This is a genomic window from Streptomyces pactum (genome assembly GCF_016031615.1).
Lineage (GTDB): Bacteria > Actinomycetota > Actinomycetes > Streptomycetales > Streptomycetaceae > Streptomyces > Streptomyces pactus.
Genome location: NZ_JACYXC010000001.1, coordinates 6,577,198 through 6,590,513, shown reverse-complemented (window position 1 = coordinate 6,590,513; position 13,316 = coordinate 6,577,198). Strand labels below are relative to the sequence as shown.

The following is a 13,316-nucleotide window of genomic DNA, read 5'->3' as shown; positions in this document are numbered from 1 at the left end:
GCCCCGGGGCGCGTACGCGGCTCATCCGGGTCGGGGCGGTGACGCGGCTCATCCGGGCCGGGGTGCGTACGGCCCGGCCGTGGCCGGGGGTACGTGGACGGGAGGCCGGGCGGGTTCAGGGACGCGGGCCGGGCCGGGTGGCAGCCGGCGGGAGCGCCCCCGGCCGCCCGGTGGCAGGGTCGGCCCGCCAGACGGTGCCGCGGCGCTCGTACTCCAGCACCCCCTCGGCGAAGAGGGCGGTCCGAGGGCCGTACCAGCGCTCGACGATCCAGAGGGCGAGGTCGATGCCGGAGGTGACGCCGCCGCAGGTGATCAGGTCGTCGTCGTCCACGACCCGGCCGGGCACCACCGTCCCGCCCAGGGCGGCCAGGTCGGCCAGGGCGAAGTGGTGGGTGGTGCAGGGCCGTCCCGTGGTGATGCCGGCGGCGGCCAGCAGCATCGTCCCGGTACAGACCCCGGCCGTCCTCAGCCCGGGCCGCCGGGCGGCGGCCAGCGCCCGGGGCAGGGTGCCGTCGGCGAGCTGCCGGTCGAGTCCCGAGCCCGGCCCGTAGCCGCCGCCGGGCACCAGCAGCACATCGGCCGACTCCGGTGACCACTCCTGCCGGACCTCGATGTCCATGCCGGCGGAGGTCCGTACCGTGCCGGGCCCGCCGGCGGTGACGAACGACTGCCGCACCGGCTGCCGGGTTCCCACGATGCCGAAGACCTCCACCGGGCCGGCGAAGTCCTGCTCCTCGACGCCGTCGTAGAGCACCGTGTGCACCCGCAGCGGTTCACCGGGCGGCAGGGCCGCGCCGGGGTCGGCGGGGACGACCGAACTGTTCATCAAGGCTCCGCAAAGACTCTCGGTGGGGCGGTACGCCACCGAGTCTTCCGCCGGCCGGGGGCACCGAACAGTGGCACGAGTGCCGAGCATCCGTAACATACGGCCAGCCGGCCGCCGGTGCGCGCGCGCCTCCACCACCGCCCGGGTGCACGGCGCAGGACGCCGGGCCCGCCGCGCGCCGTGACGCCCAGGCGAGCGGGCTCCCGCCCGCTCCCGCACCCGTCCCCATCCCGAACGGCCGCCCCCTCGGACCGTGCCCGTGCCCCCGTACCGGACGGACTTCCCCGGACCGTGCCCCGCGCCGGACGGGCGTCCGGTCAGACCCGGAACGCCGCGCGGTAGGCCGTCGGGGTGGTCCCGACCTCCCGGGAGAAGTGGTGCCGCAGGGTCTCGACGGAGCCGAAGCCGGTGCCGGCGGCTATCCGGCTCACCGGCAGGTCCGTGGTCTCCAGAAGTTCCCGCACTCGCTGCAACCGGAGGTTGAGCAGCCAGCGGAGCGGGGTGGTGCCGGTCTGCGCGCGGAAGTGCCGGGCGAGGCTGCGCCTGCTGAAGGCGGCGTGGGCGGCGATGTCGGCCACCGACAGCGGCCGGTGCAGGTTCTCCCGCATCCACTGCAGGGTCTCCGCCAGGCTCTCCGGGTCGGTCCCGGGGTCCGGGTGCTCCATGAACTGCGCCTGGCCACCGCTGCGTTGTGGCGCCATCACCACCATCCGGGCGACCTCGGCCGCCGCCGCGGCGCCGTGGTCGCGGCGGACCATGTACAGGCACAGGTCGATCCCGGCCGCGATCCCGGCCGACGTCAGGATCTGTCCCTCGTCCACGTAGAGGACCGCCGCGTCCACCTCGACCTCGGGGAAGCGGTCGGCCAGCCGGCCGGCGAACCGCCAGTGCGTGGTGGCCCTCCGGCCGTTCAGCAGGCCGGCCTGGGCCAGGACGAAGGCGCCGGTGCAGATGGAGGCGATCCGCGCCCCCGCCGCGGCCGCCTCCCGGACCACCCGGATCGTGTCCGGGTGCGGCACCAGGTCCACGTGCCCGCCGGGCACGACCACGGTGTCGGCGCCGAGGGCGTCGGCCATGCCGTACGGGGCGGAGATCCGGAACGGCTCCAGTGCGCCCGCGGTCGCGGTGACCGAGCGCTCGGCGCAGACCCGTACCTCGTAGGCGGGGGCGCCGTCGGGGCGGCGGGCCACGGCGAACACCTGGCACGGGATGCTCAGGTCGAAGGCCGACACACCGTCAGGGGCGAGGATCGCGACCGTATGCACAGCACGTCACCCTACGCCGGGCGGTGCCGCCGGGAACCCCCGGCCCACCTCGCCGGGCACCGGCCGGGCGGACCGTTACGGACCACCGGGGATGGCCGGACCACCCCGCACACACCACCGGGGAGGACCGCCGACCGGGACCACCGGCGCCGGCAACCGGCACGGGCACCGGCACCGGCCGACGTTCGGGCGGCACGGCACGACACGGCGGGCGAACGGGCGGCCGGCTCGGCAGGGGCGGTGGAGGGCGGGCGGCACCGGCCGGCGGGCGACGGCGTGCGCCGGCCCGCGACAGGGTCCCGGTCGGCCCCCTTGACGCCCTCAACCCCCGGGCGCTTCAATCTCCTCGAAAGGTCCAGACCAATTGCAAATGACATGCACACGCCATTCGGCACGCCCCGCGTCATCCGTTGGTCGCTCTCTCCACCCCCCGCTGCTCCCCCGCCACCTCATCGGAGGTCACGTGCGTACCCGAAACCGCTTGCTCGCCGGGCTGAGCGCGCTCATGGTCGCCGGCTTCGGCGCGCTGGCCGCGCCGACCACGGCACACGCCGCCAACCTGCTGTCCAACGCCGGCTTCGAGTCCGGCGACCTGTCCGGCTGGTCCTGCTCCGGCAGCACCGGCTCGGTGGTCGGCAGCCCCGTGCACGGCGGCTCCAAGGCGCTCGCCGGCGCCGCCACCGCCGGCGACACCGCCCGCTGCTCCCAGCGGGTGACCGTCCAGCCCAACACCGCCTACACCCTCTCCAGCTGGGTGCGCGGCTCCTACGTCCACCTGGGGGTGACCGGCGGCACCGCCACCTGGACCTCGTCGGCCTCCGACTACACCAAGCTGACCGTCTCGTTCACCACCGGGGCCAACCAGACCAGCGCCGAGGTCTACCTGCACGGCTGGTACGGCCAGGGCACCTACTACGCCGACGACGTCAGCCTCGACGGCCCCGGCGGCGGGGACGACACCCAGGCGCCCACCGCCCCGGGCAACCTGAAGGTCACCGGCACCACGGCCACCAGCGTCTCGCTCTCCTGGGACCCGGCCACCGACAACGTGGGCGTCACCGGCTACGACGTCTACCGCGGCGACACCCGCGCGGCCTCGGTCACCGGCACCACCGCCACCGTCACCGGCCTGACGCCGAACACCGGCTACGACTTCACGGTGCGCGCCAAGGACCGGGCCGGCAACACCTCCCCGGCCTCCGCCTCCGTGCGCGCGACCACCGCCCCGGACAGCGGCGGCTCCGACCGCTTCATCCAGGCCGCGCCCTACCTCTACCTCGGCTGGGGCAACCCGCCCGCCGCCACCGAGGTCATGAACGCCACCGGCATCAAGTGGTTCACCATGGCCTTCATCCTCGCCCAGAACGGCTGCAACCCGTCGTGGGACAGCCAGCGTCCGCTCACCGGCGGCGTGGACGAGGCCACCATCAAGTCGATCCGCGCGGCCGGCGGCGACATCGTGCCGTCGATCGGCGGCTGGAGCGGCAACAAGCTCGGCCCCGCCTGCTCCACCCCCGAGGCGCTGGCCGGCGCGTACCAGAAGGTCATCGACGCCTACCGGCTGAAGGCCATCGACGTCGACATCGAGAACACCGACGAGTTCGAGAACGCCGCGGTACAGGACCGCATCCTCACCGCCCTGCGGATCGTCAAGCAGAACAACCCGGGCCTGAAGACGATCCTCACCTTCCCCACGCTCAACACCGGCCCCAACTCCTGGGGCAACCGCCTCATCGAGCGGGCCGCGGCCCTCAACGCCGACATCGACAACTTCACCATCATGCCGTTCAACTTCGGCGGCGGCGCGGACATGTACGGCAGCACCGTCAAGGCCACCGAGGGGCTGAAGAACAAGCTGAAGTCCACCTTCAACTGGACGGACGCCCAGGCCTACGCCCACATCGGCATCTCCGGCATGAACGACAGCAGCGACACCGGCGAGGTCACCACCCCGCAGATCTGGACCCAGATCCGCGACTGGGCCAACGCGCACGACATCGGCCGGCTCGCCTTCTGGGCGGTCAACCGCGACCGGCCGAGCTGGCAGTTCACCTCCATCACCGCGGGCTTCACCGGCTGACCGCGGACCCTGCTCCGCCGGCCGCCGCGCGGCGGCCGGCGGAGTGGCGCACGAACGGTGCCGCCGGGCCCCCTGGCCCGGCGGCGCCGCCGTGTATCCGGGTGCCCGTGTGTCCGCGCGGCCGGCCGACCGGGAACGGGACGGAAACCGGGACCAGACCGGAGGCCGGGGCCGAGGCCACGGCCAGGGCCGGGACCGGGGCCGGGAGCCCGCCGGAGCGGAACGGGAAGCGGGGCAGAAGGCGGGACGGAAGCAGGTGGGACGGGGGCCCGGGCCCGCCCCGGCGGCGCAGCACGCGCACCCCCGGGCGCGGGCCCCGCGAGACCCCGGCGCGGTCCCGGCCGCACCCGCCGCGGGGGCGCAGGGGCCGCAGGGCCGCCCCTGTCGGTGCCGTGCGCCATCATCGTCGCGCGGCGGTCCGACCGGTCCCCGCGGCACGAGAGGCACGAGGAAGCACATGGCCGAAGTACTGCTCTTCCACCACGCGTACGGGCTGACCGACGGGGTCCGGGCATTCGCCGGCCGGCTGCGCGCGGCCGGGCACACCGTCCACCTGGCGGACCTGTACGAGGGCCGGGTGTTCGGCAGCCTCGACGAGGGGGCGGAGTACGCCGCGGCGACCGGGTTCGACACCCTCACGGCCCGCGGCGCGGCCGCGGCCGACCGATTGCCCGCCGGCCTGGTCCTCGCGGGGATCTCGCTCGGCGTGGTGCCGGCGCAGCGGCTGGCGCGCTCCCGCCCCGGCGCCCGGGGCGCCCTGCTGCTGGAGGCCTGCCTGCCCGGCCCGGCCGCCGGCGGCCCGTGGCCGCCCGGGCTCCCGGTGCAGGTGCACGGCATGGACCGGGACCCGTTCTTCGCCGGGGAGGGCGACCTGGACGCCGCCCGGGCGCTCACCGGTGCCGCGCCGCACGGCGAGTTGTTCCTCTACCCGGGCGACCGGCACCTGTTCACCGACAGCGGCCTGCCCGGTTACGACGAGGCGGCCGCGGAGCTGGTGTGCCGCCGGGCCGTGGACTTCCTCGACCGCCTCGGCTGACCGGCCCCGCCGCCGGACGCCGCCCGGCCCCGCCCGCAGGTCACACCCCGGGCGGTGGGCGGGAGCCGGGGCCGCACGCCCCGGCCGCCCGGACGGGGCCCGGGACCGGCCGGACCGCGCGGCCGGCGCCTCAGATCAGGCCCTGCGCCAGCATCGCCTCCGCGACCCGCTCGAAGCCGGCGATGTTGGCGCCGGTCACGTAGTCGCCGGGGCGCCCGTAGCGCTCGGCCGTCTCCCACGCGGTGTCGTGGATGCTCCGCATGACGCCGGCCAGTTCCCGCTCCACCACGTCGAACGGCCAGGCGGCCCGGCCCGCGTTCTGGCTCATCTCCAGGGCGCTGGTGGCCACCCCGCCGGCGTTGGCGGCCTTCCCCGGGCCGAAGGCGACGCCCGCCTCCTGCAGGACGCGGATCGCGCCGGGCGTGGTGGGCATGTTGGCGCCCTCCGAGACGGCCTTCACGCCGTTGCGCACCAGGGTCAGCGCGTCATCGGTGTCCAGTTCGTTCTGGGTCGCCGAGGGCAGCGCGACCTCGGCGGGCACGTCCCACACCCGGCCGCCGGTGACATAGCGGGCGGAGGGTCCGCGGCGGTCGGCGTAGGAGCTGAGCCGGCCGCGCTCCACCTCCTTGATCTCCTTCAGCAGGGCGAGATCGATGCCCTTCTCGTCCACCACGTACCCCTGGGAGTCGGAGACGGTCAGCACGTGGGCGCCGAGCGCCTGGGCCTTCTCCACGGTGTAGATCGCCACGTTGCCGGACCCGGAGACCACCACCTGCTGGCCGTCCAGCTCCTCGCCGCGCTTGCGGAGCATCTCCGCGGTGAACAGGACGTTGCCGTACCCGGTGGCCTCGGTGCGCACCGCGGAACCGCCCCAGCCCAGCCCCTTGCCGGTGAGGACGCCCGCCTCCCAGCGGTTGGTGATCCGCCGGTACTGGCCGAACAGGTACCCGATCTCCCGGCCGCCGACCCCGATGTCCCCGGCCGGGACGTCGGTGTACTCGCCGAGGTGGCGGTGGAGCTCGGTCATGAACGACTGGCAGAAACGCATCACCTCGGCGTCCGAGCGGCCGTGCGGGTCGAAGTCGCTGCCGCCCTTGCCGCCGCCGATGCCGAGCCCGGTCAGCGCGTTCTTGAATATCTGCTCGAAGCCCAGGAACTTGACGATCCCGAGGTTGAGCGACGGGTGGAAGCGGAGGCCGCCCTTGTACGGGCCGAGCGCGCTGTTGAACTCCACCCGGAAGCCCCGGTTGACCCGGACCGCGCCGGAGTCGTCCTGCCAGGGCACCCGGAAGATGATCTGCCGCTCCGGCTCGGCGAGCCGCTCGATGAGCCCGGCCTCGGCCAGTTCGGGACGGGCGGCCAGTACCGGCGTCAAGGAGTCCAGCACCTCGCCCACCGCTTGGTGGAACTCCGGCTCCCCCGGATTCCGGCGCAGGATCTCGTCACGCAAGGACGTCAGCATGGTCAGTTCGAATCCCTTCGCGAGGGGGGCCGTAGCCCCCGTGGCACCGCAGTGCCCGAGACGCCGCAGCACCGCGAGAATCCACCGCCACGCGCGCCCGCGTCAACCTCGCCCGGGAGGCCGCGAGGCCCGCGGCGACCCGGGCGGAGCCGCTGTCGCGGTTCCGCCCGGGGCCGCGGACCTCGCAGGTCAACGGTGTTTCGGCGGGCCGGTCCGCCGGGTGCCGGGCAGCGCCCGGAGACCAATGGTCCATACCTCTACCACCACTGGTCGCGGTCGGCCACCACTTCCCCGCGCCGGGCCGGGACGCCGGCCGGCCGTCAGTCGCGCGCCTGCGGAACCCCGGATTCCAGACCCACCAGCCACCGCTGGATGGCCTCGGCGGTGGTCAGGGAATGTTCTTCCATGATGGTGAAATGGTCGCCGGGAACATCCACCAGCTCGTGCGGCCACGGCCACTTGGAGCGCCACGCGTCGCCGTCGGCGGCCTCGGCGGAGGGGCTCGGTGGGCGGCAGGCGTGCACCAGCAGGGTGGGAGCCGCCACCTTCACCGGCGACCAGCCCTCGAAGGCCCGCAGATAGCCGCCCTGACCGGTCAGCTGGGTGCCGGTGAGCAGTTCCAGCTCCCCGCCCGGGGCCCGGACCATCCGATCGACGATCTCGTCCAGCAGCACCGTCTTGAACTTGCTGGTGTCCGGATAGGTGTCGATGAGCACCAGCCCGGCCGGCCGGACGCCCCACTCCTCCAGGCGGCCGGCGACCGCGTTGGCGAACCAGCCACCCGAGGAGTAGCCGAGCACCGCGAACGGCCGGTCACCGACGTGCCGCCGGACCGCCTCGGCCTGGAAGTCCACCGCGGGCCGGAGCGTTGCCGGGATCAGCTCCCCCGGCCGGAAGCCGGGGTGCCGGAGCACCGTCACCTTCCGCTCGCCGGTGAAGACCGTGGAGAACCGGTAGAAGAAGTTGGGGCTGGCCGGGGCGATCACCGGCGGCAGGCACACCAGGTGGATGCCGTCGCCGGTGGTCAGCTCGACCGCGGGCAGCGGGTCGCCCGCCTCGGCCACCGTGCTGAACATCGGGCGCACCGCCGACGCGGCCCGCAGCATGTTCAGGCTCTCGTCGTACCGGCGCAGCCGGAACCCCTGCCGGTACAGGACGCTGATGGTGTCGTCGTCGGCCGGGGCCGCGGCGGCCTGAGCCGGGACCGGCGCCGCACCGGTGCCGCCGTGGGCCGCCAGCTGCTCCCGCAGGTGCCGGCTGAGCCCCGAGCTGGAGGCGTGGTCGAAGATGAGGGTGGTGGGCAGGCGCAGCCCGGTGGCCCGGCACAGCCGGTTGCGCAGTTCCAGCGCGGTCAGCGAGTCGAAGCCCCACTTGGGCATGGCGTCGGTGGCGGCCAGCGCCTCGGCGGAGCGGTGGCCGAGGACGGCGGCGGCCAGTTCGCGCAGCAGCTCCAGCAGCACCCGTTCCTGTTCCTCCTCCCCCAGCCCGGCGAGCCGGGCGGCGAGGTCGGCGGCCGGGTCCGCGCCGGACCGGGCGGCGGTGGCCGGGCTCGCCGCGGCGGCCCGGCGGGCCGGCGCCGGGACCAGACCCCGCAGCACCGGCGGTACGGTGGCCGCGCGGGCCCGCAGCGCCGCCATGTTGAGCCGGACCGGTGCCACCACCGGCGCGTCGGTGGCGAGCGCCCGGTCGAACAGGGCGAGCCCCTCGGACACCTGGAGGGTGTCCACCCCCAGCCCGGCGGCCCGGGCCACGTCCGCCCCGGTCATGCCACCGGTCATCTCGCTGGCCTGCGCCCACAGTCCCCACACCAGGGACAGGCCGGGCAGGCCAGCGGCGCGGCGGTGCCGGGCCAGGGCGTCCAGGAAGGCGTTGGCTGCCGCGTAGTTGGCCTGGCCGGGGCTGCCGAGGGTGCCCGCCATGGAGGAGAACAGCACGAACGCCGACAGGTCGCGGTCCCGGGTGAGTTCGTGCAGGTGCCAGGCGGCGTCCGTCTTGGGCCGCAGCACCCGGTCCAGCCGGTCGGCGTCCAGGGACTCCAGCACCCCGTCGTCGAGCACCCCGGCGGCGTGCACCACCGCGGTGAGCGGGTGCTGTGCGGGGATGGAGTCCAGCAGCCCGGCGAGCGCGGACCGGTCGGCGGTGTCGCAGGCGGCGACGGTCACCTCGGCGCCCAGGACGGTGAGTTCGGACCGCAGCTCGGCGGCGCCGGCGGCGGCCGGGCCGCTCCGGCTGACCAGCAGCAGCCGGTCCACACCGTGCGCGGTCACCAGGTGCCGGGCCAGGTGCCCGCCGAGGGTGCCGGTGCCGCCGGTGAGCAGGACCGTGCCGCCCGGCCGGAAGGCGGCGGGTGGCGCCGTACCGCCGTCCGGGCCCGCGGCCGGTTCGGCGCGGACCAGCCGGGGCACCCGCGCCTCGCCGTCGCGCAGCGCGGTCTGCGGCTCGCCGCAGGCGAGCACCCCGGGCAGCCGGTCGTACGAGGCGGCCGACGTGTCGAGGTCGACCAGTACGATCCGGTCCGGGTGTTCGCTCTGCGCCGACCTGACCAGTCCCCACAGGGCGCTGTGCGCCAGGTCGGTGACGTCCTCGTCCGGGCCGGCGGCGACCGCGCCCCGGGTGACCAGGGCCAGCCGGGCGCCGGCACACCGTTCGTCCGCGAGCCACCGCTGGACCAGCGGCAACGCCCGGGCGAGCGCCGCACGGGCGGCGGCGGCCCGGTCGGCCGCCGGTGCCTCACCGGCGCCGAAGGAGGCCAGCACCACGGTGGGCGTACCGGCCCGGGCCTCCTCGATGGCCGCGGCGGCGTCGTCCAGGTCGCGGACCCGGTCGGTCTTCACGCCGCAGGCGGCGAACACCGCGCTCAGGTCGAGGTCGTCCTGGCCCAGCAGGATGCGGCGCCCCTCGGGCAGCGCCGCGGCGGCCGCCGGCTCGGCCGGCCATGCGGGCACCAGCAGCGGGGCGGGTGCCGTGCCGTCCGGTCCGATCCGGTCCAGGTCCACCGTGCGCAGCACCAGGGACTCCACGGTGGCGACCGGCTCACCGGCCACGTCGGTGAGTTCCACGGCGACCGCGTCGGGGCCGGCGGAGGTGAGCCGCACCCGGGCGGCGGTGGCGCCGACGGCGTGCCGGCGCACCCCGCGCCAGGAGAACGGCAGCCGGGCCCGGCTCTCGGTGAACCCCTCCAGCCAGCCCAGGCCGACGGCGTGCAGCGCGGCGTCCAGCAGCGCCGGGTGGACCCCGTAGGCGTCGGCGCCGGCCCGCTGCTCGTCGGCGAGTTCCACCTCGGCGAGGACCTCGGGACCGCGCCGCCACGCCCGGCGCAACCCCTGGAAGGCGGGCCCGTAGGGGAAGCCGGCGCCGGCCATCGTGTCGTACGCGCCGTCCACCGGCAGCGGTTCGGCGCCGGCCGGCGGCCAGTCCCGGTCGGCGGCCGGGGCGGTGGCGGGGGCGACGGCCAGGACGCCGGTGGCGTGCCGGGTCCACGGCTCGCCGGGGGCCGGGGCGTCGGCGCCGTCCGCGGGGTGCGCGGTGCCGGGGCAGGCGTCGAACACCACCGGGCGGCGGCCGGAGCCGTCGTCCTCCCCCACCGTCACCCGCAGCCGCACCCCGCCGCGCTCGGGCAGTGGCAGGGGCGCGGTGATGGTCAGCTCCTCCAGCAGGTCGCGGCCGACCAGCGAGCCGGCCGCCATGGCGAGTTCCACGAAGGCGGTGCCGGGCAGCAGCGCCACGCCGCCCACCACGTGGTCGGCGAGCCAGGGGTGCGCGGTGAGGGACAGCCGGGCGGTCGCCACCACGCCCTGTCCGTCGGGCAGTTCCACGGCGGCGCCGAGCATCGGGTGCCCGGTGGTGGACAGGCCCAGGTCGGCGACGGCGCGTTCGCCGGTCCGGGCGGGGGGTGCGGTGAGCCAGTAGCGCTCCCGCTGGAACGGGTAGGTGGGCAGCTCCACGGGTCCGCCGCGCCGGTCCGGCAGCGGCCAGGTCACCGGGACCCCCCGCACGTGCAGCTCCGCCGCGGCGGAGTGGAACCGGCGGCGGCCGCCGTCGTCGCGGCGGAGGGTGCCCAGCGCCACGCCGCCGGAGTCCCGCAGCGTGTCCTGCACCGGCATGGTCAGCACCGGGTGCGGGCTGACCTCCAGGAACACCGTGTGGCCCGCGTCGGCCACCGCCCGTACGGCGGTTTCGAACGCGACGGTGTGGCGCAGGTTGCGGTACCAGTAGCCGGCGTCCAGGCCGGTGGTGTCGAACCGTCCGCCGGTCAGCGCGGAGTGGAAGGGCACCGCGGCGGGGCGAGGCCGGATGCCGGCCAGCGCCGCGGTCACCTCCTCCTCGACCTCGGCCACCTGCGGTGAGTGCGAGGCGTAGTCCACCGGCAGCCGCACCGCCCGGACCCCGTCCGCGGTGGCGGCGGCCACCAGGGCGTCGAGCGCGTCGGGCGCGCCGGAGACGGCCACCGTGCTGGGGCCGTTGACGGCGGCGACCGACAGCCGGTCCCGCCACGGCGCGATGCGCCGCTCGGCCTCGGCGGCGGAGGCGACCATGGAGACCATGCCGCCCCGGCCGGCCAGGGCGCGCAGCGCCCGGGAGCGCAGCGCCACGACGGCGGCGGCGTCCTGGACGGAGAGGGCGTCCGCCACGCAGGCCGCGGCGATCTCGCCCTGGGAGTGCCCGACCACCGCCGACGGGGTGACCCCGTAGGCGTGCCACAGCTGGGCCAGGGACACCATGACGGCCCACAGCGCGGGCTGCACCACGTCCACCCGGTCCAGTCCGGGGGCGCCGGGCGCGCCGCGCACCACGTCCATCAGGGACCAGTCGGTGTGCGGTGCCAGCGCCGCGGCGCACTCCTCCAGCCGCTCGGCGAAGACCGGCTCGGTGTCCAGCAGGCCCTGGGCCATGCCGGCCCACTGCGCGCCCTGGCCGGGGAAGACGAAGGCGACCTTGGGCTGCTCGGCCGCCACACCGCCGACCACCGTCGCGGTGCCGGACTCTGGTTCGGTGCCGCGTGCCAGGGCGGCGAGGCCGTCGAGCAGGCCGGCGCGGTCGTCGGCGACCACCACGGCACGGTGGTCGAAGGCCGCGCGGTCGGTGATCAGGGCCCGGCCCACGTCCGCCGGGTGCAGCTCGGGCCGGCCGGAGAGGTGGTCGTGGAGCCGCTCGGCCTGGGCGCGGAGCGCGGCCGCCGTGCGGCCGGAGAGCACCCAGGGGAGGGCGGCGGTGCCGGGTGCCGCGGCCGGCGGGGTGCCGGGCGCCTCGTCGGCGTCCGGGGCATGTTCCAGGATGACGTGGGCGTTGGTGCCGCTGATGCCGAAGGAGGACACCCCGGCACGGCGCGGACGGTCGCCGGCCGGCCACGGCCGGGCCTCGGTGAGCAGTTCGACCGTGCCGGAGGACCAGTCCACGTGGGTGGAGGGCCGGTCCACGTGGAGCGTCCTGGGCAGCAGGCCGTGGCGCATGGCCAGCACCATCTTGATCACGCCGCCGACGCCGGCGGCCGCCTGGGCGTGCCCGATGTTCGACTTCAGCGATCCCACCAGCAGCGGCCGTCCGGCCTCCCGGCCCGGCCCGTACGCCTCGATCAGCGCCTGGGCCTCGATCGGGTCGCCGAGGGTGGTGCCGGTGCCGTGGGCCTCCACGGCGTCCACGTCCGCCGGGGTCAGGCCGGCCGCGGTCAGCGCCTGGCCGATCACCGCCACCTGGGAGGGCCCGTTGGGTGCCGTGAGCCCGTTGGAGGCGCCGTCCTGGTTGACCGCGGTGCCGCGGATCACGGCGAGCACCGGTCGGCCGTTGCGGCGGGCCTCGGAGAGCCGTTCCAGGACCAGGACGCCGACCCCCTCGCTCCACCCGGCGCCGTCGGCGGTGTCGGAGAAGGCCTTGCAGCGGCCGTCGGGGGCCGAGACCCGCTGCCGGCTGGAGGCGACGAACGCCCACGGGGTGGACAGGAACGTGGCGCCGCCGGCGAGGGCGAGCGCGCACTCGCCGCGGCGCAGCGCCTGGACGGCCAGGTGGAGGGAGACCAGGGAGGAGGAGCAGGCGGTGTCCACCGTCACCGCCGGCCCGGTGAACCCGAAGGTGTAGGAGATGCGGCCGGACGCGACGCTGCCGGAACTGCCGTTGAACAGGTAGCCCTCGAAGTCCTTGGGCGGGGTGGGCAGCCGGCTGGCGTAGTCGTCGTAGATGACACCGAGGTAGACCCCGGTGCGGCTGCCGCGGGTCCGGGTCAGGTCGATCCCGGCGCGTTCGCACGCCTCCCAGGAGGTCTCCAGCAGCAACCGCTGCTGCGGGTCCATGGCCGTCGCCTCGCGGGGCGGGATGCCGAAGAACTCCGCGTCGAAGTCGGCGGCCCCGCGCAGGAACCCGCCCTGCCGGGTGTAGGAGGTGCCGGGGTGGTCGGGGTCGGGGTGGAAGAGGGTCTCCAGGTCCCAGTCGCGGTCGGTGGGGAAGTCGCCGACCGCGTCCCGGCCGTCGGCGAGCAGCCGCCACAGCTCCTCCGGGGACCCTGCGTCCCCGGGGTACCGGCAGCTCATCCCGACGATCGCGATCGGCTCGCGTTCCCGCTCCTCGGTCTCGCGCAGCCGGCGCCGCGCGGTGCGCAGTTCGTTGCCGGCTCGCTTGAGGTAGTCGCGGAGCTTCTCCTCGTTCTCCATGTGGTT

6 protein-coding genes are annotated in these 13,316 nt (G+C 75.8%); 2 read left to right on the top strand and 4 right to left on the bottom strand.

Annotated features, from left to right (window positions below; genetic code table 11):
- Positions 1-115 precede the first annotated feature (115 nt).
- Together IHE55_RS26015 and IHE55_RS26010 are read right to left on the bottom strand one after the other, a co-directional pair.
- Complete coding sequence (locus tag IHE55_RS26015; protein WP_197991249.1) at positions 116-826, bottom strand: DJ-1/PfpI family protein; 711 nt, start codon at positions 824-826, stop codon at positions 116-118.
- Between the two features lie 317 nt (positions 827-1,143).
- Positions 1,144-2,091 (bottom strand): GlxA family transcriptional regulator, encoded by a 948-nt coding sequence (locus IHE55_RS26010; RefSeq protein WP_197991248.1) that lies wholly within the window; start codon positions 2,089-2,091, stop codon positions 1,144-1,146.
- Positions 2,092-2,554: 463 nt separating this feature from the next.
- Here IHE55_RS26010 and IHE55_RS26005 point away from each other — a divergent pair, with 463 nt between their 5' ends.
- Both IHE55_RS26005 and IHE55_RS26000 read left to right on the top strand, forming a co-directional pair.
- A complete protein-coding gene (locus tag IHE55_RS26005) occupies positions 2,555-4,171 on the top strand; it encodes a carbohydrate binding domain-containing protein (protein ID WP_307826821.1) in 1,617 nt (538 codons plus the stop codon).
- 457 nt (positions 4,172-4,628) lie between these two features.
- Positions 4,629-5,207, top strand: coding sequence for a dienelactone hydrolase family protein (locus IHE55_RS26000; RefSeq protein WP_197991246.1), 579 nt, complete (start codon positions 4,629-4,631; stop codon positions 5,205-5,207).
- 130 nt (positions 5,208-5,337) lie between these two features.
- On the opposite strand, the gene gdhA is transcribed toward IHE55_RS26000, so the two are convergent.
- Positions 5,338-6,669, bottom strand: a complete 1,332-nt coding sequence (gene gdhA / locus IHE55_RS25995) for an NADP-specific glutamate dehydrogenase (RefSeq protein WP_197991245.1) — start codon at positions 6,667-6,669, stop codon at positions 5,338-5,340.
- Positions 6,670-6,989: 320 nt separating this feature from the next.
- Positions 6,990-13,310: a type I polyketide synthase gene (locus IHE55_RS25990; RefSeq protein ID WP_197992256.1), complete on the bottom strand. Its 6,321-nt coding sequence runs from the start codon at positions 13,308-13,310 to the stop codon at positions 6,990-6,992.
- Between the last annotated feature and the right edge of the window lie 6 nt (positions 13,311-13,316).

Excerpts from the sequence above, each read along its gene's own strand:
- gdhA (WP_197991245.1), bottom strand. The coding sequence starts at position 6,669 with ATGCTGACGTCCTTGCGTGACGAGATCCTGCGCCGGAATCCGGGGGAG.
- IHE55_RS25990 (WP_197992256.1), bottom strand. The coding sequence starts at position 13,310 with ATGGAGAACGAGGAGAAGCTCCGCGACTACCTCAAGCGAGCCGGCAAC.
- IHE55_RS26015 (WP_197991249.1), bottom strand. The coding sequence starts at position 826 with ATGAACAGTTCGGTCGTCCCCGCCGACCCCGGCGCGGCCCTGCCGCCC.
- IHE55_RS26000 (WP_197991246.1), top strand. The coding sequence starts at position 4,629 with ATGGCCGAAGTACTGCTCTTCCACCACGCGTACGGGCTGACCGACGGG.